Annotated in this window: 23 protein-coding genes; 15 read left to right on the forward strand and 8 right to left on the reverse strand. The window is 73.4% G+C overall.

Annotated elements, in window-relative coordinates:
• Positions 1 to 20: 20 nt before the first annotated feature.
• The 9 genes from BF93_RS04915 (at position 21) to BF93_RS04955 (ending at position 9,592) form a co-directional block, all read left to right on the forward strand.
• Complete coding sequence (locus BF93_RS04915; RefSeq protein WP_084148288.1) at positions 21 to 1,103, forward strand: ABC transporter permease subunit; 1,083 nt, start codon at positions 21 to 23, stop codon at positions 1,101 to 1,103.
• Positions 1,100 to 2,050: a carbohydrate ABC transporter permease gene (locus BF93_RS04920; protein WP_051486530.1), complete on the forward strand. Its 951-nt coding sequence runs from the start codon at positions 1,100 to 1,102 to the stop codon at positions 2,048 to 2,050. The genes BF93_RS04915 and BF93_RS04920 overlap by 4 nt, the downstream gene beginning before the upstream one ends.
• 257 nt (positions 2,051 to 2,307) lie before the next feature.
• Positions 2,308 to 2,808 (forward strand): GNAT family N-acetyltransferase, encoded by a 501-nt coding sequence (locus BF93_RS04925; protein ID WP_198025348.1) that lies wholly within the window; start codon positions 2,308 to 2,310, stop codon positions 2,806 to 2,808.
• A gap of 209 nt (positions 2,809 to 3,017) precedes the next feature.
• A complete protein-coding gene (locus BF93_RS04930) occupies positions 3,018 to 4,049 on the forward strand; it encodes a LacI family DNA-binding transcriptional regulator (RefSeq protein WP_038370925.1) in 1,032 nt (343 codons plus the stop codon).
• A 265-nt stretch (positions 4,050 to 4,314) separates the two neighbouring features.
• Positions 4,315 to 5,637, forward strand: a complete 1,323-nt coding sequence (locus BF93_RS04935) for an ABC transporter substrate-binding protein (RefSeq protein ID WP_232226196.1) — start codon at positions 4,315 to 4,317, stop codon at positions 5,635 to 5,637.
• A gap of 93 nt (positions 5,638 to 5,730) precedes the next feature.
• On the forward strand, positions 5,731 to 6,711 hold the full coding sequence (locus BF93_RS04940; protein ID WP_038370926.1) for a carbohydrate ABC transporter permease: 981 nt from the start codon (positions 5,731 to 5,733) through the stop codon (positions 6,709 to 6,711).
• Complete coding sequence (locus BF93_RS04945) at positions 6,704 to 7,543, forward strand: carbohydrate ABC transporter permease (protein WP_038370927.1); 840 nt, start codon at positions 6,704 to 6,706, stop codon at positions 7,541 to 7,543. Before BF93_RS04940 ends, BF93_RS04945 begins: the two co-directional genes overlap by 8 nt.
• Positions 7,544 to 7,639: 96 nt before the next feature.
• Positions 7,640 to 8,374 carry a sugar phosphate isomerase/epimerase family protein gene (locus BF93_RS04950; protein ID WP_038370928.1) on the forward strand — a complete coding sequence of 245 codons (735 nt, stop codon included), beginning with the start codon at positions 7,640 to 7,642 and terminating at the stop codon, positions 8,372 to 8,374.
• 105 nt (positions 8,375 to 8,479) lie between these two features.
• Positions 8,480 to 9,592 (forward strand): Gfo/Idh/MocA family protein, encoded by a 1,113-nt coding sequence (locus BF93_RS04955; RefSeq protein ID WP_038370929.1) that lies wholly within the window; start codon positions 8,480 to 8,482, stop codon positions 9,590 to 9,592.
• Between the two features lie 40 nt (positions 9,593 to 9,632).
• Here the strand turns inward: BF93_RS04955 and BF93_RS04960 are convergent, their stop codons facing one another.
• Positions 9,633 to 10,235, reverse strand: a complete 603-nt coding sequence (locus BF93_RS04960; RefSeq protein WP_051486531.1) for a nucleoside deaminase — start codon at positions 10,233 to 10,235, stop codon at positions 9,633 to 9,635.
• A gap of 133 nt (positions 10,236 to 10,368) precedes the next feature.
• On the opposite strand from BF93_RS04960, the gene BF93_RS04965 reads away from it, so the two are divergent.
• Entirely contained in the window at positions 10,369 to 11,109 is a 741-nt protein-coding gene (locus BF93_RS04965) for a hypothetical protein (RefSeq protein WP_038370931.1), read from the forward strand.
• Here the strand turns inward: BF93_RS04965 and BF93_RS19270 are convergent.
• Entirely contained in the window at positions 11,093 to 12,511 is a 1,419-nt protein-coding gene (locus BF93_RS19270; protein ID WP_198025349.1) for a DUF3100 domain-containing protein, read from the reverse strand. The two genes, BF93_RS04965 and BF93_RS19270, sit on opposite strands and share 17 nt — an antisense overlap.
• Positions 12,508 to 13,902 (reverse strand): M20/M25/M40 family metallo-hydrolase, encoded by a 1,395-nt coding sequence (locus tag BF93_RS04975; protein ID WP_156954041.1) that lies wholly within the window; start codon positions 13,900 to 13,902, stop codon positions 12,508 to 12,510. The genes BF93_RS19270 and BF93_RS04975 overlap by 4 nt, the downstream gene beginning before the upstream one ends.
• Before the next feature lie 189 nt (positions 13,903 to 14,091).
• Here BF93_RS04975 and BF93_RS04980 point away from each other — a divergent pair, with 189 nt between their 5' ends.
• Positions 14,092 to 15,816, forward strand: a complete 1,725-nt coding sequence (locus tag BF93_RS04980; RefSeq protein WP_051486532.1) for an ABC1 kinase family protein — start codon at positions 14,092 to 14,094, stop codon at positions 15,814 to 15,816.
• 74 nt (positions 15,817 to 15,890) lie between these two features.
• Here the strand turns inward: BF93_RS04980 and BF93_RS04985 are convergent, their stop codons facing one another.
• The 3 genes from BF93_RS04985 to BF93_RS04995 all read right to left on the reverse strand — a co-directional run bounded on the left by BF93_RS04985 (position 15,891) and on the right by BF93_RS04995 (position 19,512).
• Positions 15,891 to 17,534, reverse strand: a complete 1,644-nt coding sequence (locus tag BF93_RS04985; protein ID WP_038370933.1) for an N-acyl-D-amino-acid deacylase family protein — start codon at positions 17,532 to 17,534, stop codon at positions 15,891 to 15,893.
• A gap of 34 nt (positions 17,535 to 17,568) precedes the next feature.
• On the reverse strand, positions 17,569 to 18,855 hold the full coding sequence (locus tag BF93_RS04990) for a type III PLP-dependent enzyme domain-containing protein (RefSeq protein ID WP_051486533.1): 1,287 nt from the start codon (positions 18,853 to 18,855) through the stop codon (positions 17,569 to 17,571).
• 261 nt (positions 18,856 to 19,116) lie between these two features.
• Positions 19,117 to 19,512: a RidA family protein gene (locus tag BF93_RS04995; RefSeq protein WP_038370935.1), complete on the reverse strand. Its 396-nt coding sequence runs from the start codon at positions 19,510 to 19,512 to the stop codon at positions 19,117 to 19,119.
• A gap of 107 nt (positions 19,513 to 19,619) precedes the next feature.
• On the opposite strand from BF93_RS04995, the gene BF93_RS05000 reads away from it, so the two are divergent.
• From BF93_RS05000 to BF93_RS05015, 4 genes are all read left to right on the forward strand, one after another.
• Entirely contained in the window at positions 19,620 to 20,366 is a 747-nt protein-coding gene (locus BF93_RS05000) for a helix-turn-helix transcriptional regulator (RefSeq protein ID WP_084148274.1), read from the forward strand.
• Between the two features lie 93 nt (positions 20,367 to 20,459).
• On the forward strand, positions 20,460 to 21,683 hold the full coding sequence (gene fdhA, locus BF93_RS05005) for a formaldehyde dehydrogenase, glutathione-independent (protein WP_038370937.1): 1,224 nt from the start codon (positions 20,460 to 20,462) through the stop codon (positions 21,681 to 21,683).
• Positions 21,684 to 22,004: 321 nt separating this feature from the next.
• The gene (locus BF93_RS05010) at positions 22,005 to 22,670 is read left to right on the forward strand and encodes a YoaK family protein (protein ID WP_038370938.1); all 666 of its coding nucleotides are present in this window, start codon (positions 22,005 to 22,007) and stop codon (positions 22,668 to 22,670) included.
• A 293-nt stretch (positions 22,671 to 22,963) separates the two neighbouring features.
• Positions 22,964 to 23,467, forward strand: a complete 504-nt coding sequence (locus BF93_RS05015) for a hypothetical protein (RefSeq protein ID WP_156954042.1) — start codon at positions 22,964 to 22,966, stop codon at positions 23,465 to 23,467.
• Positions 23,468 to 23,489: 22 nt separating this feature from the next.
• Here BF93_RS05015 and BF93_RS05020 read toward each other — a convergent pair whose 3' ends face one another.
• Both BF93_RS05020 and BF93_RS05025 read right to left on the reverse strand, forming a co-directional pair.
• Positions 23,490 to 24,203, reverse strand: a complete 714-nt coding sequence (locus BF93_RS05020; protein WP_051486534.1) for a GntR family transcriptional regulator — start codon at positions 24,201 to 24,203, stop codon at positions 23,490 to 23,492.
• Positions 24,196 to 25,923, reverse strand: coding sequence for a dipeptide ABC transporter ATP-binding protein (locus tag BF93_RS05025; RefSeq protein ID WP_038370942.1), 1,728 nt, complete (start codon positions 25,921 to 25,923; stop codon positions 24,196 to 24,198). Before BF93_RS05025 ends, BF93_RS05020 begins: the two co-directional genes overlap by 8 nt.
• Positions 25,924 to 25,927 lie beyond the last annotated feature (4 nt).

The following is a 25,927-nucleotide window of genomic DNA, read 5'->3' on the forward strand; positions in this document are numbered from 1 at the left end:
GGAGAGGCGCGGATCCGATGATGCTCCGTTCCTCCCGCGCGACCTCGACCCTGGAGGCCGGGTCGCCCCCGGGCGACGACGTGCTCCCGGGCGCTTCTCGGCCCTCGTCCTCCCGCCCCCGGACGCGCCGCGCGAAGGCCGGCGCGACGGCCCACGGCGCTGAGGGGGTCGGCACGATCGAGCGCCGCCGCATCCCGCTGCGCAGCCGGCTCCGTCGCGACTGGCCGCTGCTGCTGCTCGTGCTCCCGGCGCTCCTCCAGCTGGCGTTCTTCTTCTATCTGCCCTCGGCGTTCAGCGTCATCGCGTTCATGGACTACAGCCCGTACCGGCCGTTCTGGGAGAACCCGATCATCGGGTTCACCTACTTCCAGATGCTGTTCCAGGACCCGTACTTCGTGAGCGCGCTGATCAACACGCTGCAGTTCGCCGGGGCGCAGCTGCTGTTCGTCTTCCCGTTCTCGATCATGCTCGCGCTGGTCGTCCACGGGATCATGTCGACGGTCCTGCGCAGCACCTTCCAGTCGATCGTCTACCTCCCGTACTTCTTCTCCTGGGTGCTGGTGGTGACGATCTTCCTGCAGGTCCTCGGGCAGGACGGGCTCCTCAGCCGATGGCTCGTGGGGATCGGCGCCGAACGCCTCCAGATCATGAACGATCCGGACACGTTCATGCTCCTGGCGTGGATGCAATGGACCTGGAAGGACGCCGGCTGGGGGATGATCATCTTCCTCGCCGCGCTGGCCGCCATCAATCCGAGCCTCTACGAGGCCGCGGCGGCCGATGGCGCGAACCGCTGGCAGCGCCTGTGGCACATCACGCTGCCGGGGATCCGCCCGGTCATCGTGCTGCTGCTGATCCTGCAGCTCGGCGGGATCCTCACCGTCGGCTTCGAGCAGTACCAGCTGCAGCGCCAGGCCGTGGGATGGGGGACGGCGGAGGTGCTGGACACCTTCGTCTACTACCGCACGATCCTCGCCTCCAACGGCGAGTCCATCGGCACCGCGGCCGGTCTGTTCAAGGGCGTGATCGGCCTGCTGCTGATCCTCGCCGCCAACAACGTCGCGCATCGGCTCGGCGAGCAGGGGGTGTACCAGCGATCATGACCGCACAGATCCAGCTGTTCGGCGCGAAGAAGCGCGCCCGCGTCCGCCCGGTCTGGGACGAGGAGCCGTCGATCCCGACGAAGATCCTCAAGGGCCTGTTCCTCGCCGTCTACGCGGGGGCCATCCTGGTGCCGATCTGGGCGGTGGTCGCCACCAGCCTCGCCAGCGAGGAGGCGCTCGCCCGCGCCGGCGGAGACCTCGTCCTGCTGCCCTCGGACATCAGCCTCCAGGCCTACCGGGAGATCCTCTCCGGCGGCGCGGTCACGGCATCGCTGCTGTTCACGATGCTGCTGACGGCGATCGGCACCGCGGTGAGCCTCGTGCTCACCGTCGGCGCCGCCTACGGGCTGTCCCGCCCCGGCACGCTGTGGCACTCGAAGATCCTCACGGCCGTCCTGATCACGCTGCTGTTCGCCCCCGGGATGTACCCGTCCTACCTGGTGGTCCAGAAGCTGGGCCTGCTGAACAACATGTGGGCGCTCATCCTCCCCGTCTGCTTCAGCGCGTGGAACCTCATCGTGCTGAGGACGTTCTTCATGACGAGCATCCCCGGGGATCTCATCGACGCGGCGAAGATCGACGGCGCCGGGGAGTTCAAGATCCTGTTCAGCATCGTCCTGCCGATGTCCAAGGCGATCCTCGCCGTGATCGGCCTGTTCTACGCCGTCGGCTACTGGAACACCTACTTCCTCGGCGTGCTCTACACCCCGGGGATGGACGTGAAGCCCATCCAGGTCCTGATCCAGCAGTGGCTGCTGGCCTCCTCCGGGCCGACGGGCCAGGACGCCGCCGCGGCGGCGGCGATCTCCTCGGGGATGAAGAACGCCCCGGCGGCCTCCCTGAAGATGGCGGCCGTGGTGTGCACGATCATCCCGATCATCATCATGTACCCCTTCATCCAGAGGCACTTCACCAAGGCGGTGATCACCGGCGCCGTGAAAGGCTGATCGGCCGATCGATGCTCGCCCCGGGCCGCCCGATCCGCGGCGCGGGGCGGGCATCGTCCCTGTCTCGGCATCGCGGTGGCCGATGGTGGCGGCCGAGACCCCTCTCGGACCAGCCGGGACAGCCCGTCGCATGCCATCGCTAGGATGAGGCCATGGATGCATCGGGGTGCACCGTATCTCCGCTCGACTCCTCGACCTGGCCCGCATACGAAGCGGCGGTTCGCGAGGCGGGCGGCATGCCTGCGGGGTGCTGGTGCATGGCCTTCCATCCCGAAGGCACGGCGATGGCCGGGCGCGGCGCGGACGCCGAGCTCAACTGCGCACGCCGCCGGGCGAAGGTCGAGGCGGGGACCACGCGAGCGGCCCTCGTCCTCGACGGCGAGCGATGCGTGGGCTGGTGCCAGTACGGCACGCCGGACGAGCTGCCCCGGATCAAGAACCGCGGCGCGTACGAGAAGGCCGTCGAGAAACTGCCGGACTGGCGCATCGGGTGCTGCTACGTCACCAAGCCCTCCCGTCGGCACGGCGTCAGCGAGATCGCGCTGCGCGGCGCGATCGACCTGATCGCCCGCGCCGGAGGCGGGGTGGTCGAGGGGTATCCGGAACCGGCGGACCAGGTCCCGGCGGGATTCCTGTTCCACGGCTCCCTCGGCACCTTCGAACGGCTCGGCTTCACGCGCACCCGGCAGATCGGCAAGCACCGGTGGGTCGTGACGCGCCAGGTCGATCCGGCCCCGCCGGCTGCCGGCGCGCCCTGACCCCGGCTCCCCGCCCCTGATCGCGGGCCCGCCTCGCGCCGGGACGTCGCCGGCACGGCCCCGGTCGCCGACGCGCCGGGGCGCGCAGGGCGGATCCGGGGTCCCGCCAGGTCCGGAACCGTATCCTGGTCCTCTCCCCACCTCCGCCGATCCGCATCGGCCTCGCGCCCGGGGAGGTCGCAGCCGGCCCGGAAGGAGGGCGCATCCCCATGCAGCGGAAGCCGATCCGGCGGCCCACGATCGCCACGATGGCGGGTGATCTGGGGGTCTCGCCGGCGACGGTGAGCTACGCGCTCAACGACAAGCCGGGCGTCTCCCCGGCGCTGCGCGAGCGGATCCTCGCCCACGCCCGCGAGGTCGGGTGGGTGCCCAACTTCGGGGCGAAGGCGCTGCGGCTGGGGCTGACCGGCAACATCGGCCTCGTGCTCGTGCGCGATCCCGAGGAGATCTCCCGCGAGCCGTACTACTCGTCGGTCACCGCGGGGATCGAGTCCGCCACCAGCGCCAGCGGCTACGAGCTGCTGCTGCGCTTCGTCGAGGGCGGCACCGCCGCCGAGCTGGACGTCTACCGCTCCTGGGCGGAGAACCGTCGTGTGGACGGCGTCGTCCTGCTGGACCTCAGCGTCGACGACCCGCGGCCGCGCGCCCTGGAGGAGCTGGGCATGCCCTTCGCGGTCCTCGGCGACCACGGCGGCGACGAACGGTTCGTGAAGGTCGTGACCCCGGAGTCCAGCGACGCCCAGATCCTCGTGGACCACGTCCTGGCCTGCGGCTACGACGCATGCATCCAGCTCACGGGGCCGATGCGGTACGGCCACGAGACGCGCCGCGCGGACCTGCTGCGGGAGCTGTGCGCCGAGGCGGGGCTCCGGCACGTCCTCGCGGAGGCGCCGTACACCATCGCCGGCGGGACGCAGGCGTTCTCGCGGATCGGCGACCTGGACGGCGCCCGGGCTGCCGTGATCGCCTCGAGCGACCTCATCGCCCTCGGCGCCCTGCGCGAGATCCGCTCCCGCGGCATCGACGTCCCGCGGCAGATGGGCGTGATCAGCTGGGACGACTCGCTCATCGCCGAGGTGGCGGCGCCGGCGATCACCGCGCTGGACCGGGCGCCGTTCCTGAAGGGCCGCTGCGCCGGCGAGCTGCTGGCTCGGCTGGTGCGCAACGAGGTCGAGGCCGGCACCGCCTCCGCCTCCGGCCCCTCCACCCTCGTGCCCCGGGAGTCCACCGGCCCGCGCTGACCCGCGCAGCCGTCGCCCCGTCGTACCCCGCGCGACGGGGAGCTCGGCGGCGCCCGCGCCGTCCCCGCCCCCCCGCCCCGCCGTCTCTGCCTCCTCCGGACGGTCGCCCGAGGCGCCGCACCCTGCTCGGTTGACACGCTCGACCCCTCGATGCCAGACTCACGAATCGATTAAGCACGAATCGATTAAGCGACAGCGTCCGATGCGGGACCACCGTCGCCGATCGGCCAGCAGCACCCCTCGACATTCCCCCTCACCTGCACCGATGTCGGTGCTCAAGGAGACGATGATGCGACGCCGCACCCTTCTGTCCGCTGTCCCCCTCGCCGCCGCAGCCGGCGCCGGGCTGGCCGCCTGCGGCTCCGGCGGCTCGGACGCGCAGCCCGACCGCCTCACCTACTGGGCCTCCAACCAGGGCCAGTCCCTCGACGACGACAAGCAGATCCTCACCCCGGTGCTGGAGAAGTTCACCGAGGACACCGGCATCACCGTGGACCTGGAGGTCATCGGCTGGACCGACCTGCAGACCCGGATCCAGACGGCGATCACCTCCGGGCAGGGCCCGGACGTGGTGAACATCGGCAACACCTGGGGCGTGAGCCTGCAGGCCACCGGCGGGCTCTACGAGCTGGGCGACGCCGAGTTCGAGACGCTCGGCGGCAAGGACCGCTACGTCGAGGCGGCGCTGGAGACCGCCTTCGCCCCCGACACCCAGCCCGCGTCCGTGCCGCTGTACGGCCTCGCCTACGGCCTGTACTACAACACCGAGATGTTCGAGGCGGCGGGCATCGCCCCGCCCACCACCTGGGAGGAGATGGTCGCGGCCGCGAAGGCGCTCACCGATCCCGCAGCCGGGGTGTGGGGGATGAGCCTGGCCGCGGGCTCCTACACGGAGAACGTCCACTTCGCCTTCATCAACGCCGTGCAGAACGGGGCGCAGCTCAGCACCGAGGACGGCAGCCCCGACTTCACGAATGACGGTGTGGTCGACGGGGTCCTGCGCTACCTCGACCTCATGCAGGCCGAGAAGGTCGTCAACCCCTCCAACGCGCAGTTCGACAGCGGAACCAAGTCGGTGACCTCCTTCGCCAACGGCGAGGCGGCGATGATCATCAACCAGAACAACGCCCACGCCACCATCGAGGCCAACGGCATGACCGCCGAGCAGTTCGCGGCCGTGCCCTTCCCGGCCCCGGCCGGCGCGGCCAGCCAGTGCGCCTCGCACCTGGCCGGCATCAACATCGCGGTCATGGAGTCGACGAAGAACCTCGACGGCGCCCTCCAGCTCATCGCGCACCTGACCTCGAGCGAGGTCCAGGCCCAGCTCGGCAAGCCCTTCGCCGCCCTGCCGGTGCTCACCGACGGCGAGCCGACCTTCACCGAGGACGCCGAGCAGGCGGAGATGTTCCTGGACGTCTACCGCGAGCGCGCCGAGCCGCTGCCCCGCGTCCCGTGGGAGGACCAGTTCGAGTCCGCCGTCGGCCAGGCCATGAACGAGATGTTCGCGACCATCGCCACCGGCGGCACCGTGACCCGCGAGGACGTCACCACCGCCATGCAGACCGCGCAGGACGCGATCCGCGCCTGAGCCGTCCCGGCCGGGCCGATGCCCGCGACCTCCCCGTCCGGCATCGGCCCCCGGGGCCCGAGCCCGGCCGTCCCTCGACCACGAGAAGAGATCATGCCCCCGACCTCCACCACGACGCCCCCGCGCGCCGATGTCGCCCCGGCCCCCGCGGCCGCGGCGCCCCGACCGCGCGGGCGGCGCACCTGGTTCCCCTACCTGATCCTGATCCCCGCGCTGCTGCTCGAGCTGCTGATCCACATCGTCCCCATGGTCACGGGGTTCTGGATGAGCTTCGTGGAGCTCACCAAGTTCTTCATCCGCCGCTGGACGGACGCCCCGTTCGCCGGCCTGGAGAACTACCGGATCGCGGTCGACGTGAGCACTCCCGTCGGCCAGGGGCTGCTCACCTCGTTCCTGGTCACCGTGGCGTTCACGCTCCTGGTGGTGAGCCTCAGCTGGGCCATCGGCATGGCCGCCGCCGTCGCGCTGCAGCGGACCTTCCGCGGGCGCGCCGTCTTCCGCACCCTGTTCCTGGTGCCCTACGCCCTGCCGATGTACGCCGCCGTGATCACCTGGAACTTCATGCTCCAGCGGGACACCGGCGCGGTGAACCACGTGCTCGTCGACCAGCTCGGGATCCTCGACGAGGCGCCCTTCTGGCTGATCGGCGACAACGCCTTCGTCTCCGTGGTCGTGGTGGCGATCTGGCGCATGTGGCCCTTCGCCTTCCTCATGTTCATGGCCGGCCTGCAGTCGATCCCCGGGGAGCTGTACGAGGCCTCCGCCCTGGACGGCGCCTCCCCGTGGCAGCAGTGGCGGCGCATCACCCTGCCGCAGCTGAACGCCGTGAACTCGACGATGCTGCTGGTGATGTTCCTGTGGGTGTTCAACGACTTCAACACCCCGTACGTCCTGTTCGGCACCGCCCAGCCCGCGGCCGGGGACCTCATCAGCTTCCACATCTACAACGCCTCGTTCCTCACCTGGGACTTCGGCACCGGCAGCGCGATGAGCGTGCTCCTGCTCCTGTTCCTCCTGGCGGTCAGCCTCGGCTACCTCCACCTCACCCAGCGGAAGGCGAAGCGCGATGCGTGAGACCACCGGCGAGAAGATCTTCCGGGTCGTGGTGCTGAGCGTCCTCAGCGTCTTCGTCCTGGTGCCCCTGTACGTCATGGCGACCACGGCGCTCAAGCCGCTGGGGGACGTGCAGTCCTCCTTCAGCTGGATCCCCAGCCGCGTCACCCTGGCGCCGTTCGTGCAGATGTGGGAGACCGTGCCGCTGGCCCGGTACTTCCTGAACTCCCTCATCGTGACCTGCGCGGCGACGCTGTTCAGCGTGCTCGTCGCGATCCTCGCGGCCTACGCCGTCTCCCGCTGGCGGTTCCGCGGCCGCGGGCCGTTCATGACCACGGTTCTGTCCACGCAGATGTTCCCCGGCGTGCTGTTCCTGCTGCCGCTGTACCTCATCTTCGTCAACATCGACACGACCTTCGGCATCACCCTGGTGGGCACCCGCCTGGGCCTGATCATCACCTACCTGACGTTCTCGCTGCCGTTCTCGGTGTGGATGCTCGCCGGCTACTTCGACGGCATCCCGCGGGAGCTCGACGACGCCGGGAAGGTCGACGGCGCCTCGAACATGGGGATCCTGCTGCGGATCATCCTGCCCGCCGCCCGCCCGGGCATCGTGGCCGTGGCCATCTACGCCTTCATGACCGCCTGGGGCGAGGTGCTGTTCGCCTCGGTCATGACCACGGAGGACAGCCGCACCCTGGCCGTGGGCCTGCGCCAGTACGCCACCCAGACCAACGTGTACTGGAACCAGATCCTCGCCGCCTCGCTCGTGGTCAGCGTCCCGGTCGTCGCCGGCTTCCTGCTGCTGCAGAAGAACTTCGTGGCCGGCCTGACCGCCGGCGCCGTGAAGTGACCGCCGCCCGTCCCCTCCGCCCCTGACGCGCGGGCCCGTCCGTCCGCGGCGGGCCCGCCCCCCGCCCATCGGCCGCCCCTCACAGAGAGCACCCCCATGCAGATCTCCCTCCAGCTGTACAGCGTCCGCGACGCCCTCGCCCAGGACCACCTCGGCACCCTGCGCCGCCTGGTCGAGATGGGCTTCGACACCGCCGAGCCCTACCACCTCGTCGAGCAGCGCGATGACCTGGTGCGCGCCCGCGAGGAGCTGGGCATCGCCTTCCCCAGCGCCCACCAGTCCTTCCTCGGCGACGGCGAGCTCGGCCCGGTGCTCGAGGCGGCTCGGGCCGTCGGCGTCCGCTATCTCGTGGACCCCTTCTGGAACCCCGAGGACTGGACGGACGCCGGCGCCGTCCGCGCGCTCGCCGATCGACTGAACCGGCGGGCGGCCGAGGCGGCCGGATCCGGGATCACCGTCGGCTACCACAACCACCACTTCGAGCTCGCCTCGCAGCTGGAGGGCCGCTCGGCCCTGGAGCTGTTCGCCGACGAGCTCGAGCCGGGCATCGTCCTGGAGATCGACACCTACTGGGCCGTCGTCGGCGGAGCGGACATCACCGCGCTGCTGGGCGCCCTGGGGGAGCGGGTGAAGCTCGTCCACCTCAAGGACGGCGACCTCGCCGAGGACCCCGCCGGCCAGCTGCCGCTGGGCGAGGGGCGCATGCCGCTGGCCGAGACCCTCGCCGCCTCCCGCCGCGCCGAGCTCGGGGTGATCGAGTTCGACGCGTACGCGGGCGACATCTTCGAGGGCGTGGCCGCCTCCCGGACCCACCTGCTCGAGCGCCGCTGAGCCCGCGGGCCGGGCCCCGGCCCCCGCCACGAACCCGACCACGGGCCTCACGGCCCCGACCTCCCGCGGCCCCGGCCGCCCCGCATCCCTCTCAGGAGACCCCTCATGACCACCCCCACCACCGGCCCCGTCGGCGTCGGCATCATCGGCGCCGGGACCATCTCGGCCGAGTACCTCACGCACCTGACCTCCTTCCCGGACGTCATCGTGCACGTGATCGGCGACATCGTCCCCGAAGCCGCCCGCGCCCGCGCCGAGGAGTTCGCGGTGCCCGCCTCCGGCAGCCCGGAGGACGTGCTGGCCCACCCGGACGTCGAGATCGTCGTGAACCTGACGATCCCCACCGCCCACTACGCGGTCTCCCGCGCCATCGTGGAGGCGGGCAAGCACGTGTGGACCGAGAAGCCGATCACCACCGCCCCCGCGGACTCCGCCGCGCTGCTGCAGCAGGCCGCGGACGCGGGCGTGCGCGTCGGCGGCGCCCCGGACACCGTGCTCGGCGCCGGCATCCAGACCGCGCTTCGGACGCTGCGCGAGGGACGCGCCGGCGAGCTCGCCAGCGCCCTCACCCTCTTCCAGACCCCCGGCCCGGAGGACTGGCACCCCAACCCGGCCTTCCTGTTCCAGGAGGGCGCGGGCCCGCTGTACGACATCGCGCCCTACTACGTGACCACCCTGGTGCTCGCGCTCGGTCCGGTCACCGGCGTCTCCGCGGCGGGCTCGACGGCCCGCGCGCAGCGCACCATCGGCTCCGGCCCGAAGGCCGGGGAGGTCTTCGACGTCACCGTCCCCACGCAGGTCGCGGCGCTGCTGCGCTTCGCCGGCGGCCAGAACGCGACGACCCTGCTGAGCTTCGACTCCCCGCACCGCCGCGCCGGCTTCGTGGAGGTCTACGGCACCGAGGCCACCCTCGCGTTCCCCGACCCCAACGTCTTCGACGGCGACTCCCGGCTGACCGCCTACCGCTCCGATGCGGCCGATGCGATCCCCGCCTCCGGCGCGACGACCGGCCGCGGCCTCGGCGTGCTGGAGATGGCCCGGGCGCTGCGCGCCGGCGTGCCGCACCGGGCGCAGGGGGCCATCGCCGCGCACGTCCTGGACGTCATGGTCGCCATCGAGCAGGCCATCGGCTCCGGACAGACGGTGCCGGTGACCTCGACCTTCGAGGCCGTCGAGCCGATGCCCGCGGACTTCGACCCGTACGCCGCGACCCTCTGAGCCCCGACGGCCCGCCCCGGGCGGGCCGTCGGCGGCGCGGTCAGTACAGGGTGCTGCTGCCCGCGTCGACGCGGGCTCGGTAGTCCTCCAGCACGGCGAGGGCCTCGGTCTCGCAGCGGCCCGTGGTCACGGCGATGCCGCGGCCCTCGAGCTGCTCGCGCCAGTCGGCCGGGACGGGGCCCTCGTCGAAGCCGGTGATCCGCTCGACATCCGCCCCCAGGGCGGCGATGTCCACGGCGCGCACGCCGGACCAGATCACCGCGCCCAGGCACATGGCGCACGGCTGGGCGCTGATGACCAGGACGAGCCCCTCCGTGCCGTGGGCGCCCAGATCATGGGTGCCCAGCCGGGCCTGGGCGAGGCTGAGGGTGACGACCTCGGCGTGCGCGGCCGAGAGCCCGGAACCGGTCACGAGGTTCGTGCCCACGGAGACGACCCGCCCGGTCGCGCGGTCCAGGACCATCGCGGCGAACGGGCCGCCGGTGCCCTCCTCGACGCTGCGGGCCGCCAGATGCAGCACGAAGCGCATCCGCTCCTGCGCATCGGGGACGCGCGGCGGCATCGCGGCGATCTCCTCGCGCAGCCAGACGGGCAGCTCGACGCCGAAGGCGTCGGGATGGGGCGGGAGGGCATCGGTGGTCATGGCAACCCCTGGGACGTCGGTCGGCTCGGGCCCGCATCCGGCGGCGGCCCGGCATCGAACGTAGCACCGCGTGCAAGGATGTCGGCACCCTCGCCCCGCCGCGCGTCGCGGCCCGACCTCCCCGAGGTGAACGATGTCCTCCTCCGCCGACCTCCTCTCCCTGCTCGCCGTCGTCGCCATCGGCGCCGTCGGAGGCGTGCCCATGGGGGTGCTGCTCGCCGCCGGGATCCTCGCCGCCGCCCCGGGCAGGGGCCGGTTCGTGCTGGCGGCGGCCGCGGCCGTGATGCTGCCGACCGTGCTGCTCGTGATCGCCCTCGCCCTCGGGGCCGCGCGGCCGATGCCCGCCGTGCAGGATGCCGTGATGGCGCTCGCCCTGCTCGGCCTGGTGCTGTGCACCCTGTGCTCCCTGGTCGCGGCGGTGCTCCTCCTGGCCCGGCGCGCCGGGACGACGGCGGCGACGGTCGCCGGGGCCGCCGCGGCGGTGCTCAGCGGGGCCCACGTCCTCGAGCAGGGCCCCGCCTTCGCGGGCCTCGCACCGCTGGGCGCAGGGGGCTTCGGCGCGACGCTCGGCGTGCTGCTGGGCACGGGCGCGACGGTCGTCGTCCTGCTCGCGGTGGCGGCAGGGCTGGCGTCCCTCGGCCGTGCGCGTCCCCGGGCGGCCGGGGCGGTCGCCGTCGCGGCGATCCTCACCGGCGCCGCCGTGCTCCTCCAGGTGCTGGTGTACGCCCTGCACCGGCTCGTGCATCTGCCGCTGATCCCGATGGCGGCGATCCTCGCCGTCGCGGTCCTGGGGCTGGGCCTCGGGGCGATCCTGGCCGCGGCCGGCGCCCTCCCGGCGACGCCGCACCGCGAGCAGGTCAGCCCGAGACGCTGAGGCCGAACTGCGCCAGCAGCGCGGAGCCGACGTAGGTGCCGATGAACACGAACACGGCGGTGATCGCGACCTTCCACGACGTCCGCGAGAGGTCCACCATGCGGTCGGCGACGCTGACGCCGGCGAAGGCGAGGATCGGAGTGGTCAGCGACAGGAAGTCGACCGCGCCGATGGCGTCGACGAAGCCGCCCCAGGCCAGGCAGCCGGCCAGCGAGGTCAGCGACACCCAGCCCAGCACGGGGAAGTCCCGCAGGACCGGCACCCGGGACAGGGTCATCAGGTCCCCGATGACGATGCCGATCATCGCGAACAGCCACAGCGTCGCGAGGCCCCCGATGGTCAGGGCGGTCAGCGGCGTGGACTCGGGGTTCACCCACAGCTTCATCTGCTGGGTGAACAGCACCAGCGCCACCGACAGCAGCAGCACGGCGGCGAAGGTCGCGTAGCGCCGCGCGGCGAACAGGGTGGCCGCGCTCGCCGGCGCCGCCTCGGCCGCAGGGGAGGCCGGGGACGCCGAGGAGGGCGCGGCGGGGATCGCGCCGCCGGCGGGCAGGCGGTCCTTCCCGCGCATGAGCAGGTTGTACAGGAAGCGCTGCAGCGGCACGGCGAGGAAGACCATCGTGTAGGTGCCGATGAAGCTGGTCAGCAGCTGGCTCGCCGCGGCGTAGGAGACGATCGTGTCCTGCAGGTCCGGCGTCTGCGCGGCGAGGGTCGAGGAGGCCGCCGTCATCATCGAGGCCGAGCCCATGCCGGAGGCGATCGCGAGCGCCCGCACGTCCAGCCCCAACCCGAGCAGCACCGGCGCGAAGAAGGAGAAGAACAGCGCGCCGAACAGGGTGCCCATGAGGTACATCGACAGCACGCCGCGGCCTGGGTCGGAGTTCAGCGAGTACTTCTCGGAGATGTAGGCGAGCTCGCCCTCGCGGCCCAGGCCCAGCGTGGAGCCGATGGCGTGACGGCGCAGCCCCAGCAGCAGGGCGATCGGCAGGCCCAGCAGGACGGTGCCCAGGTTGCCGAGCTCCTGCAGCAGGAACACCCAGCCGATGGAGACGATCTCGCCGAGCCGCGGGGCGACGTCGGCGCCGTAGCGGGCCATCAGCGGCAGCATGATGATGATCAGGAACGCGCCGGAGAAGCCGACGTTGCGCCGCGAGTAGATGCGCCGCAGGATGCCCTTCCGCCACACCGGGATGCCCAGGATCATCGTGATCAGCACGGCGAACACGAGCGGCAGGATCGTGATGGTGATCGAGTCGGTGATCGGCACCGGGCGGATGCCGATGGCCTCGGCGATCACGATGGTGACCAGCACCAGGCCGATCAGCAGGCCCATGTCGAGCAGGGCGCCGCCGCGCGAGGGCGCGACGGCCGCCGGGGCGGGGGATGCGGGGTGCGAGGTCATCGGGCCTCCGAGGGCGAGGTGGGGACAGGGGCGCCGGGCGCGGCGGGGGAGGGGGCGTCGGCCGCGGCGGCCGGGGCGGCTCCCTCGGGCACGGGGGCGATCGCGGCGATCGTCTCGACGTACTCGGCGTAGGTGCGGCGCGGCAGCGGCTCGGGCAGGTGGGCGCCGAGGCGCAGCAGGGCGGCGACCAGCAGCCGCGGCACGGCGATGAGCACGTGCTCGGGATCGACCATCCGGAAGTCGCGGCCGTGGATGGTGCCGTCGAAGCCGCCGTAGGACAGCTGCACCGTCGGCATCATGAAGGACAGGTCCCCGGCGTCGCCCGCGGCGGCGATCGCCCCGCGGTCCTCGATCAGCCGGGTGATCGTCGGATCCTCCGCGAAGGCCTCGCGGAACGCGCCCGACATGGTGCGGTCCTGGACGAAGGGCAGGTACCCCATCTCCGTGCGCACGTGCGCGGTGCCGCCGAGCGCGGCGGCGCAGCCGTGGGCGGCGCGGTCCACGCGGGAGGCGACCTCGCCCAGGTAGTCCAGGTCGATGGAGCGCACGTCGGTGCCCACCACCGCCCGGTGCGGGACGACGTTCGTGGTCATCTCCGTGGAGGGGATCACCGGGTTCATGCGCACCAGCACGTCCTCGCGCAGCTGCTGGCGGCCCAGCCCCAGCGCGGTCGTGAACAGGGTGGCCATGGCGTAGGCGTTGGTGCCGCTGAACGGGTCCAGGCCCGCGTGGGAGGCGACGCCCTCGAACTCGACGGTCTTGTACAGGAAGCCGGCGAGGTCGCAGTCGATCTCGATCGTCGGCTCCTCCTGCAGGCCGCCGATGGCGTGCAGGCACACCGCGGCGTCCACGTCGTCGAAGACGCCCAGCATCATCGCCTCCGGCTTGCCGCCGAACCAGGTGATGGTGCCCTCCTCGCGCAGCCGGGCCCGGTGGGCGAGGTCGACGAACTCCTCGGCGGGCACGAAGACGAAGGTCAGGTCGACATCGGCCTGCTTCCAGGCGCCCGTGGCGACCAGCTGCGCGAAGGCCGCCAGGGCGATGCCGACCTGGGTGTGGTGCCCGCAAGCGTGCACGGCGCCGGTCGTCGGGTCCGCGTCGGGATGGGCGGGGGAGATGACCGCGTCGAGCTCGGCGACCACCGCGATGCGGCGGCGCGGCGCGGCCGCGGGGTCGCCGCCGGGCACGGCCGGGCTCGCGCCGGCGGCCGAAGGCAGGGCGACCTTCAGGCCGGTGGTGGAGAAGCGCTCGACGCGCAGGCCGTCGCCGTGGCGGTGCAGGAACTCCTCGACCGCGCGGGAGGTGCGCTCCTCGCGGTAGCCGAGCTCGGGATGGTCCCACAGGCCGTCGACCAGGGCGCGGACCTCGGGGTAGATGCTCTCGAAGGACATGGTGGGGCGGAGTCTCCAGGGTGGCGGGGGAGGCCGGGGTGCGGCCGGGAGCCACTGTAAATCGGTCAACCGGTCCCGGGCACGGGCGTCCCGCTCCGTGGCGGCCCCCGCCCGGGGTGCGGGGCGGGGTCGGCGCCCCCGGGCCGCCGCGTCCCGGCCCCGGCGCGGCCCGGTCACTACTGTGGGGCCATGGTGGTCGAGCGCGGCGAACGGTACAGGCAGATCGCCGAGGTCCTGGTGGGCTTCGGCTGGAGCGCGGTGGCCGATGCCCTCGGCATCGGCCGGCAGGTCCCCTCCTTCGCCGCGATCGTGCGCCGGCATCGGCACGAGCACGGGCGCGGCGCATCGGCCCCGCAGCCCGGGGGCGAGGCGCCCTCGGCCCCGGTGCGGCTGCGGCTGGCCCTCGAGGCGCTGGGCCCCACCTTCATCAAGCTCGGGCAGATGCTCGCCACCCGCGAGGACATCCTGCCGCCCGCCTATGCGCGCGAGCTCGGGGCGCTGCAGGACGGCGCCGCGGCGGTCCCCTTCTCCGACATCCGCGCGGTGCTGCGGGCCGAGCTCGGCGCCGATGCCGAGCACCTGTTCGCCCATCTCGAGCAGACGCCGCTCGCCTCGGCGTCCATCGGGCAGGCGCATGCGGCGCGGCTGGCCGACGGCCGGGAGGTCGTGGTCAAGGTCCGCAAGCCGGGCGTCTCCTCGCAGGTCGAGGCCGATCTCGCGATCCTGCGGGACCTCACCGAGATCGCCGCGCGGGAATGGGAGCTGGCCGAGCGCTACGGGCTGCCGGCCCTGGTCGCCTCCTTCGACCGGGCCATGCGCCGCGAGCTGGACTATCGCATCGAGGCCGAGAGCGCCCGCGCCTTCGCCCGCAACCTCGCCGACGACCCCCTGGTGCGGATCCCCGCCGTGATCGACGAGCTGTCCACCGCGCGCGTGCTCACCGAGGAGCGGGCCACGGGGATGCGCATCGACGACACGGCCGCCCTGGACGCGGCGGGACTGGACCGGCGCGCCCTCGCGCAGGGGGCCACGCGCACGGTGATCCGCATGGTGCTGGCCGACGGCCTCTTCCACGCGGACCCGCACCCCGGCAACATGTTCGTGCAGCCGGACGGCAGGCTGTGGCTGATCGACTTCGGCATGGTCGGCGAGCTGGACGAGGACACCCGCGGCGAGCTGCTGTGGCTGCTGCTGGCGCTGGGCCGCCACGACGCCGACGCGGTCATGAGCCGCCTGCTGCACCTGGCCCCGCCGCGCGGCACGGTGGACCGGCGGCGGCTGCGCGCCGACGTCCGGTCGCTGATGGAGACCGTCAGCGGGAACCTCGCCGAGATGTCGATGGTGGACTTCTTCGCGCAGCTCACCGGCATGCTGCGCCGCCACGCCCTGCAGCTGCCCGGCGAGGTCGCGACCCTGCTGCGGATGCTGGTGCTCACCGAGTCCACCGCCACGGTGCTGGATCCCGGGTTCCGCCTGGGCGCGGTGCTCGAGGAGGTCGGCTACGGGGCGCTGTTCGAGCAGTGGGGCGTGCACGCGCTGTCCCGGCGGCTGACGGGCGCCGGGCTGCGGTCGGCGCACCTCGCGGCGGACCTCCCCGAGCGGGGCGAGCTGCTGCTGGAGGACTTCGAGGCCCACGGCCTGCGGGTGCGGCTGGATGCGCAGGATCTGGAGCCGCTGGTCGAGCGGGTCGAGGTGGTCAGCGACCGGGTGATCGCCGGGATCACGATGAGCGGTCTGCTGGTGGCCCTCGGCAGCGTCGTCGCCACCGGCGCCGGCCCCGCGGGCCGATGGCGCGACCCGATCATGCTCGCCGCCGGAGGGGCGACCAGCCTGCTGGGGGCGTACCTGATGGCTGGGGCGGGGCCGGCCCGCGGGGCGCGGCGGGCGGTGCGGCGCGCGCTGCGACGCCCCTGACCGCGGGGGACGCTGACCGCGGGGGACGCTGGCCTCGCGGACGCCGGCCCCGGGGACGGGCGCCGGGGCCGGGATCAGCCGGCCGCCGCGACCTCCCCGTCCCGCAGCCGCAGCGCCCGCCCCGCGAGCGCCCCGGTCGGCTCGCCCTCGGCCAGGGCGGCACGGCCGTTCACGAGCACCCAGGAGATCCCGATCGCCGGCTCGCGCGGGTGCTCGTAGGTGGCGCCGGGGGCGATGGTCTCCGGGTCGAACAGGACCAGGTCCGCCGCCCATCCCTCGCGCACCAGGCCCCGGTCCCGCAGTCGCAGCCGCCGCGCGGCCCGTCCGGTGAGGTGCGCGATCGCCTCTTCGAGCGTCAGGTCGCCCAGCTCGCGGACGTATCGGCCCAGCAGCTGCGGCGCGGTGCCCCAGGCCCGCGGGTGCGGCTTGGCGCCCACCAGCAGGCCGTCGCTGCCCACCAGGTGGGCGGGGTGCCGCTGGATCGCGCGGACGTTCTCCTCGTGGCCGACGTGCTGGAGGATCCCGGTGGCCAGGCGGTCGCGCCGCAGCTGGTCGACGAGGACGGCGAAGGGCTCGATCCCCTCCGCCCGGGCGATCTGCGCGATCGTGCGGCCCACCCGGCCGGAGAGCTCCGGGCGGGAGACCCCGCTGATCTCGATCGTCTCCCAGTCGGCGGTGACGCCGTGGCAGCCGTCGGAGCCGGTGACCTCGAGCGCCTCCCGGATCCGGGCGAGGGCCGCGGGATCGGCCAGGCGCCCCAGCGTCGCCTCGAGACCGCCGGCCGATGCCCAGCTGGGCAGGACCGCCGCGAGGGTGGTGGCCCCGGCGAGATAGGGGTAGGAGTCCACGGTGACGTCCCCTCCCTCGGCGATCGCCGCGTCCACCAGCGCCAGCAGCTCCCCGGCGCGCCCGGCGTTGGGCGGGAAGTTCATGGTGGCGTGGGTGAGGTGCAGGGCGCAGCCGCTGTCCCGGGCGACCTCGAGCACCTCGCGGTACGCCTCCAGGGCGCCGGCCCCGTAGGAGCGGGTGTGCGGGGCGAAGACGCCGCCCGCGGCCGCGACCACCCGGCACAGCCGCACCAGCTCCTCGCGCCCCGCGTACATCGCCGGGGTGTAGGTCAGCCCGGTGGACAGGCCCACGGCCCCCTCGGCGAGGCCCTGGGAGACGAGCTCCTCCATGCGCGCCAGCTGCGCCGCGGTCAGCGGCGCGTCCTCCCAGCCGGCGGCGACCGCTCGCACCGTCCCGTGCGGGACCAGGTGGGCGGCGTTGGTGGCGATCCCCTGGTCCAGCCGGTCCAGGTACTGCCCGACGCCGCGCCAGGACCAGTCGAACCCCTCCGGGTCGCCGTTCCAGCCGGCGATCTTCGCCCGCAGCTCCGGCAGCACGGCGTCGGTGACGGGCGCATAGGACAGACCGTCCTGGCCCAGCACCTCGGTGGTGAAGCCCTGGGTGATCCGTGAGGGGTGCGCGGGCTCGAGGAGGATCCGCAGGTCGGCGTGGGAATGCAGGTCGATGAAGCCGGGGGCGAGCACCTGGCCGTCGGCGTCGATGCGGTGGGTCCCGGGCGGGACGGCCACCTCCCCGCGGGAGCGACCGATGGCCGCGATGCGCCCCTCGCGCACGAGCACGTCGGCCCGGAAGCCGGCAGCACCCGTGCCGTCGAGCACCTGCGCGCCGCGCAGCAGGATCGGCGCGGCGGGGGAGGCCGGGACGGTCATCGGGCGCGGACCCCGGGCGCCGGGTCGGCGCGCATCAGAAGTAGGTCCGCAGGAGCGCGGTCACGGCCGGGTCGGCGGCCTCGGCGTCGTCGATCACGGGGATCAGCCGCCACTTGTCCAGAGCCGTGCACGGGTGGGAGAGGCCCAGGCGCACCACGTCCCCGACGGCCAGCGGGTCATCGGCCGGGATCTCGAGGAAGGTGTGCTGGTCGTTCATCGCCGTGGCCCGGGCGCCCTCGAGGCGGCGGGAGGCGGCGCCGAAGCCGGGCATCGCGCGCTGCGGCTCGGGCAGCCCCTCGTCGAAGGACAGGTCCCGCTTGCCGCCGTCGAGCAGGGCCAGCGTCGGCTCCGGGCGGGAGAGCACCCGCACCCAGGCGTGCATCGCCGGGACCAGTCCGCCGCCCTCGGTGGCGGCGCCCAGCGGGGTGATCCCCCGGTAGAAGCCGTCGTCGTGGACGATGTATGCGCCGGAGCGGAGCATCACCGTGGTGCGCAGCTCCCCGGCGCTCGCGGCGACCTCCTCGCCGACCCCGGCGAAGCGATCCACCACCAGGTCGAAGTAGGCGCTGCCGCCGGCGGTGAGGACGATCTCCTCCGCATCGAGCAGCCCCTCGGCCGCGAGGCGCACCAGCAGCGCCCGCATGTCCTCGAGGTAGGCGGTGACGGCGGCGAGGCCCTCGGCGGAGCGGTCGTGCGCGAGGGCGCCCTCGTAGCCGGCGACGCCGCGCAGCCGCAGCCGGGGCGAGGCGTGCACGGCGGCGGCGACCTCCCGGGCCGCGTCGATCCCGCGGGCCCCGGTGCGACCCCCGGGAGCGCCGAGCTCGACGAGCACGTCCAGGGCCGGACCGTCGGCCGCGAGATGCCGGGCGAGGCGGGCCACCGCGGCGAGGTCGTCCACCCAGGACAGGACCTCGACGCCCTCGGCGGTCATGGCCTGCGCCAGCGCGATCCCGTGCGGGTCCACCAGGCAGTTCGCCAGCTGCACCCGGGCGATGCCGGCGGCCCGGGCCACGGCGAGCTGGGCGGGGTTCGCGACGGTCACGCCCCAGGCCCCGGCCTCGATCTGTTGGCGCCACAGGTCCGGGGCCATCGTCGTCTTGCCGTGCGGGGCGAGCGCGACGCCGTGCCGCGCGCAGTACTGCGCGAGCAGCGCGATGTTCGCCTCCATCGCCGGCCCGGTCAGGGCGAGGACCGGGGTGGTCAGGTCGCTGAGGTGCAGGCCGCGGTCCAGCAGCTCCCGCACGGTCAGCTCGGAGGATCCCTCCGGAAGGGACTTCTGGGCCGGGCCGACGCGCAGCGCGTCGAGGTTCTCGAGGGTCATGGCGTCCTCCCGGGCGATCGGGCGTGGGATGGAGAGGGGTGGGGACGGTACGGGTCGGGGAGCGGCGGGGCCGGGTGCGGCGGGGCCGGGGAGCGGCGGGGCCGGGGAACGGCGAGGTTGGAGAGCGGCGGGGCCGGGTGCGTGCACGGACGGCGGTCTCAGGTCCTCGAGCCAGGCAATCGCTTGGCTCGAGGACCTGAGACCGCCGTCCGTGCACGCCGACTCCGGGGAACTCCGGCGAGCAGGGCCGGACGTGCCGGCTCAGGCCTGCTCGGAGCCCTCGGGCAGGGCCAGGATCGCGTCGATCTCGATGTCGAAGCCGACCAGGGCGATGGGCAGGGTGGTGCGGGTGGGCGGGTTCTCGCCGAAGTACTCGCCGAAGACCTCGTTCATCACGGGGAAGTGGTCCATCGAGGTGATGTAGACCTGGGCGCGCACGGCATCGGCGAGGCTCGCGCCGGAGGCCTCCGCGAGGGCCTTGAGGTTCTCGAAGGCCTGCACGGCCTGGGCGCGGAAGTCGCCCTCGACGACCTTCTTCTCCGGCCCGGTCAGGTGCGGGGTGCAGCCGGAGAGGAACGCGAAGCCGTTCGCGATGACGGCGGGGGAGTAGGGCCCGCCGGGAGCGGCGGCCTTGTCGGTGGTGATGACCTTCTTCATGGACCGAACCTACGCCGACCCGGACGATCTGTCCATCTGTTCGGACGATGAGTCCAGACGCTGGGCGGTGCTGGGTGGGCCCGCCGCCCGCTGGCTAGGGTGGCGGCGTGCCGACCGATCCCGCCCCGCGCCGCGTCGCCGTCCCCTTCGAGACCATCGACGAGGTCCTCGCGGTGTACGGCCCGCTGCTGCCGGCGATCGCCGCGGCGGTCGGGCCGCGCTGCGAGGTCGTCCTCCACGACCTCTCCGCGGAGGACGTGGACCTCTCCGCCACCATCGTCGCGATCGCCCACGGCGAGGTCAGCGGCCGGGATGTGGGAGGGCCGTCCTCGAACCTCGGCTTCGAGGTGCTGGCCGACGGAGACGAGGACCACGACGCCTTCGGCTACGGCGGGCGCACCCGGGACGGGCGCGAGCTGCGCTCCTCCTCGCTGTACCTGCGCAACGCCGCCGGTCGCGTGATCGCGGCGCTGTGCATCAACTACGACCTCAGCGCCGTGCGCGCCCTGCAGTCGCTCGCGGCGGCGCTCGACCCGGTGCGCCCGGCGGGCAGCGCGGGAGCCGAGGGCGCTGCAGGTGCCGCGGTCGGCGGGGCGCCGGGGGCCGAGGCTCCGCAGGAGGTCCTCGGCGCGGACATCGGCGACGTCGTGGAGGACATGATCACCCGCGCGATCGCGGAGACGGGCCGCGAGCCCGGGGCGCTGGGCCGGGACGAGAAGGTCCGGATCGTGCGGCGCCTGGACGAGCGCGGGGTGACCCGGGTGGGCGATGCGATGCGCCGCATCGCGGCGCGTCTGGAGGTGTCCCGCTCGACGGCCTACCAGTACCTCGACGAGGCGCGCCGCCGCGCTTGACCTCACCCGTCGCGGGAAGGCACGCTGGGCCAGACATCGGGTGACTGCGACGACGGCGTCGCGAGCGCCCCGACGATGGCAAGGAGGCCATGCATGTCCAGCAATCGTGGAGTCGCGTACAAGGGGCCGGGCGAGGTCGAGGTCGTCGACCTGGACTACCCCACCTTCGAGCTCAAGGACGGGCCGGGAGTGAACCCGGCGAACGTGGGGCGCCAGCTGCCCCATGCGGCGATCCTCAAGGTCGTCACCACCAACATCTGCGGATCGGACCAGCACATGGTCCGCGGCCGCACCACCGCCCCGGAGGGGCTGATCCTGGGCCACGAGATCACCGGGGAGGTGGTGGAGGTCGGGCCCGGCGTCGAGTTCATCCAGAAGGGCGACCTGTGCTCGGTCCCCTTCAACATCTCCTGCGGCCGATGCGTCAACTGCAAGACGGGGCGCACCGAGATCTGCCTGAACGTGAACCCGGACCGTCCCGGCAGCGCCTACGGCTACGTCGACATGGGCGGCTGGGTCGGCGGGCAGGCCGAGTACGTGCTGGTGCCCTACGCCGACTGGAACCTGCTGCGGTTCCCGGACAAGGACCAGGCGCTCGAGAAGATCCTCGATCTCACGATGCTCTCGGACATCTTCCCCACCGGCTACCACGGCGCCGTGACCTCGGGCGTCGGCCCGGGCAAGTCGGTGTACATCGCCGGTGCCGGGCCGGTGGGCCTGGCCGCCGCGGTCGGCGCCCAGCTCCTGGGTGCGGCCGTGGTGATCGTCGCCGACATGGTCGCCGAGCGCCTGGAGGCGGCCCGCGCCTTCGGCTGCGAGACGGTCGACGTCTCCGAGTCCGACCCCCGCGAGGAGATCGCCAAGATCCTGGGCCGGGAGGAGGTCGACTGCGGCGTGGACGCCGTCGGCTTCGAGGCCAAGGGGCACGGCCATGACGCGAAGGAGGCGCCGGCCACCGTGCTCAACTCGCTCATGGACATCACCAAGGCCGGCGGCGCGCTGGGCATCCCCGGCCTGTACGTGACCGGCGACCCGGGCGGCGTGGACGCCGCCGCGCAGGAGGGCTCGCTGTCGCTGCGCCTGGGTCTGGGCTGGGCGAAGGCGCACTCCTTCACCACCGGCCAGTGCCCCGTCATGCGCTACCACCGCGAGCTGATGGAGGCGATCCTCCACGACCGCGTGCAGATCGCGAAGGCGGTCAACGCCACCGCGATCTCGCTGGACGATGCGCCGCGCGGCTACGCGGAGTTCGACTCCGGCGTGGCCAAGAAGTTCGTCATCGACCCGCACGGCATGACAGGCCTCGTCGCTGCCTGATCGGCCTCGTGGCCTGATCGGCCCCGCCGCCTGATCGACGACACGGCCTGACCGACCTCGCCGCCGGCGACCGGCCCCGCAGCGGGCCGCTCGCCGGCGGCGTGCGTCCTCGCGGCGTTCGTCGCTGCGGCGTCGCGCCGAGCTCCGGCGCGGCGTCGAGCCCCGGCGCGCTGCCGAGCTCCGCCGCGATGCCGATGCCAGGAGGCGCGGTGGCGATGCCGGCATCGGCCCCCGGACACGTATCGTCGCCCTGGTGACGCGGACGTCTCGCGGAGCGGCCCGCCCGATGCCTGGATCGGGTGAATGTATACAATCCCGCGCATGACGTCCGTGCGCCGCGACCTGCCCCTGATGCTCGCCCTCACCTTCTCGACCGGGGTGATCGACGCGGTCGGCTACCTGGGCTTCGACCGGGTCTTCAGCGGGAACATGACCGGCAACGTCGTGCTGCTGGGCATGGGCATCGCCGGCGCCGAAGGGCTGCCCGTCGTCCGCCCCGCCCTCGCGCTCGCCGGCTTCCTGCTGGGGGCCGTGCTGGGCGGCCGGATCCTGGGGAAGACCCCCAAGAACGTCTGGGCGCCGCGCACCACCCTGGTGCTGCTGCTCGTCGCCGCCGGGCTGCTCGGCTCCGCCGTCCTGGCCGGGCTCCCCGGCTCGCCGACGCACGCGATCCTGGGCTCGAGCACGACCACGCTGCTCGCGGTCGCCATGGGCATGCAGGCCGCGGCCGCCCGCCGCCTGGCCGTGGCCGATGTGACCACGGTCGTGGTGACCTCCACGATCGTGGGACTGGCCGCCGATTCGCGGCTGGCCGGAGGCGCGGGCGAGGCCTGGGGGCGGCGCCTGCTGGCGATCGTGCTCATCGTCCTCGGCGCCTTGGTCGGCGCGCTCACGCTGTCGGTCTCGTTCTGGCTGGGCATCGCCCTGACCGTCGCGATCACGCTCACCGTCGCGATCCTCGGCCACCGCTCCCGCGACGCCGCCTGAGGGCGAGCCGACCTCGCGTGAGGGGCGGCCGGTGGATCGGCGCCTCTCGAGGAGCGTGCCGGATTCTGCGCGGCGAGCGCCCGGCGGGTCTTCCGCGCCGGTGTGACAGAGCTGTGACCCGGACGCATCATGACCTGGGGCCGACCGCGCGCATACTGAGCTCGACCTCCGCATCCGGAGGGGGAATGCGGCTGTCGTGCCGCGAGCGCACGAAGGGGTCCGCGATGGGGATGAGGTCTGGGGGGTCGTGGGTCCGTCGACCCGCGGTCGCGCTGTTCGTGGGGTTCCTTCGGGTGGCGTCGACGCGCGCTGCGGCCGTCCTCCTCGAGGTCGCCGTCGTCCGCCCCTCCCTCGCGACGGGGCAGACGGTCATCGCTGTCCAGCTCCTGGTTGCTGCGCTGGAGATCGTCGGGCTGCTGCTCGGAATCCTCGTCCCGGTCTGGGCTCTCCTGTGCGTCGGGGCGGCAGGACGCAGGTTCTCCGTGAACCTCGTGGCATTCCTGCTGGTGATGGCGGGGGCGATGAGCGCGGGCGGGATCAAGCACATCCTCGACCGCCTGCATCCGACCTCCCTGGAGAGGATCCCCTTCGGGCAGGGCTGGAGCTACATCGCATTCACCGACCCGCAGGTGCCGCTGATCGCCTCGCTGGTGCTCCTGGTCGTCTACCTCGGCGGCGCAGCTCTCTGGTGGAGGCCTGCGACGAGCACCGGGAGCGACACGGGACCCGGACCCGCGCGAGGAGCCACGGAGGATCATCCGGCGCCCTCGTCGCGGACGACCCCCGGGGCCGCGTGAGGCCAGCGGGTCGGCCTGCTCGTCAGGCCGGCGCGCCCCGATGCCGGGCCATCAGCGCATCGCGCGAGCGCTCCAGGTGACGGGTCATGAGCGCGGCGGCGCTGTCCGCCTCGCCGGACTCGATATGCGCGAGGATCTCCCAGTGCTCGTGCCAGGCGGCGTCGCCGCGCTGGTGCAGGTGGGCGGGCGTGAGGGAGTGCAGCCACTGGGTGCGGCCGGTGAGCTGGCGCAGCAGGCCGGTGAACCCGGTGCGGCCCGAGAGCAGGCCGAGCGCGTTGTGGAAGCGGAGGTTCAGCGCGGCGAGCTGCTCGTTGTCGCCCGCGGCGATCGCGGCATCGCCCGCCGCGAGGATCTCCCGCACCGCCTCGCGGGCCGCATCCCGGGCCGGATCCGCGCCGCCGCCGCCCGCTCCCTCCGCCGTGTCGTCCGGGCTCGGCGCGGTGGCGGCGCCCTCGGCGGCGCTGCGGGCCAGGGACGCCTCCAGCACGATGCGCATGTCGAAGAGCACCTGCACATCGGCCGCGGTCGTCTGCGCGACGCGCGCCCCGGCGTTCGGGCGCAGCTCGACATAGCCGTCGGCGGTGAGCTCGCGCAGGGCCTCGCGCACGGGCACGCGGGAGGTCGAGAACTGCGTCGCGAGCGCCACCTCGCGCAGCCGCTCCCCGGGGGCGAGGGCGCCGGTGATGATGGCCTCGCGCAGCGACTCGGCGATCTGCAGCGCCGCCGGATCAGACATGCATGAACTCCCGACCGGGCGCCGCCTCGAGCAGGCCCCGGGTGTAGTCGTGGGCAGGGTCGCTGATCACCCTATCGGTGGGCCCGGCCTCGACGATCCCGCCCCGGTGCATCACCACGACCTGGTCGGCGAGGTTCGCGACCACCGCGAGATCGTGCGTGATGAACAGGCACGACACCCCCAGCCGATGCTGCAGGTCGCCCAGCAGCTCGAGGATCTGGTCCTGCACCAGCACGTCCAGGGCCGAGACCGCCTCGTCGCACACCAGCAGCTGCGGCGAGCTGGACAGCGCCCGGGCGATCGCGACCCGCTGGCGCTGCCCTCCGGAGAGCTCCCCGGGCAGGCGGGCGGCCGCGGAGCGGGGCATGGCCACCTGGTCCAGCAGCTCCGCCACCCGGTCGCGGCGCTCGGCGCGCGAGCCGATGCCGAACACGGCGAGCGGCTCGGCGATGATCCGCTCGATGGTCCACGTCGGGTCCAGGGAGGAGTACGGGTCCTGGAAGACGGGCTGGGCGAAGCGGCGCAGCAGACGGCGCTCGGCGCGGCTCGCGGCGCCGACGGCCTGCCCGTCCAGATGGACGGTGCCGGAATCGGCGGTCTCCAGGCCCAGCACGATCTTCGCGAGGGTCGACTTCCCCGATCCGGACTCGCCGATGATCGCCGTGGTGCGCCCGCGCGGCGCGGACAGCGAGATGCCGTCCAGCGCGCGGACCTCGCCGCGCCCGCCCCGCAGGCGGTACGTCTTGCGCAGGTCCTGCACCCGCAGCACGTCCCCGCCCCCGGCCGATGAGCCCGCCTGCGGCTGTGACCCATCGGCTGCTCCATCGGCCGATGAGCCGGCCGGGCCGACCGTCGCGGCGCCCGACTCCTCGCGCGGGGTGACCTCGAGGGTGGGGGAGGCGGCCACGAGGCGGCGCGTGTAGTCCTCGGCCGGGGTGCGCAGCACGGTCGCGGGGGTGCCGCGCTCGACGACACGGCCGCGGTGCATCACCAGGATGGTGTCGGTGCGGTCCGCGGCGACGCCGAGGTCGTGGGTGACCAGCAGCAGCGACATGCCGCGCTGGGCGACCAGGTGCTCGAGGTGGTCGAGGATCTGCTTCTGGACGCTCACGTCCAGCGCGCTGGTCGGCTCGTCGGCGATGATCACGTCCGGGGCCCCGGCCAGGGCGATCGCGATGAGCACCCGCTGGCGCATGCCGCCGGAGAACTCGTGCGGGAACTGGCGGCGGCGCCGCTCGGCATCGGGGATGCCCGCCTCCGTCATCAGGCGCACCACGTCCCGGGCGATGCCGTCGCGGTCCCGCCGGCCGGAGGCGCGCAGCGCATCGGCCACATGGTCGCCCACCCGCAGGGTCGGGTTGAGGTTGGACATCGGATCCTGCGGGACCAGGGCGATGCCCTGCCCGCGCAGCCCCTCCCGCACCGCCTCGGGCGCGCCGACGAGCTCCTGCCCGCGGTAGCGGATGGAGCCGCCGATGATCCGCCCCGCCCCCGGCAGCAGGCCGAGGATCGCGGCGATCGTGGTGGACTTCCCCGAGCCGGACTCGCCGACGAGCGCGAGCTTCTCCCCGGGGGCGAGCGTCAGGCGGACGTCCTCCAGGACGGTCGTGCCGCCGTAGGCGACGGCGAGGTCCTGCACGGACAGGACCAGCCCGTCATCGCCGGGTCCCGTGGTGGCAGAGGCGCTCGTGCGCGCATCGGCCGTGGTCGCATCGGGCATGCCG

Origin of the sequence: Brachybacterium phenoliresistens, assembly GCF_000576425.1 — a bacterium.
In the GTDB taxonomy this organism is placed as follows: domain Bacteria; phylum Actinomycetota; class Actinomycetes; order Actinomycetales; family Dermabacteraceae; genus Brachybacterium; species Brachybacterium phenoliresistens.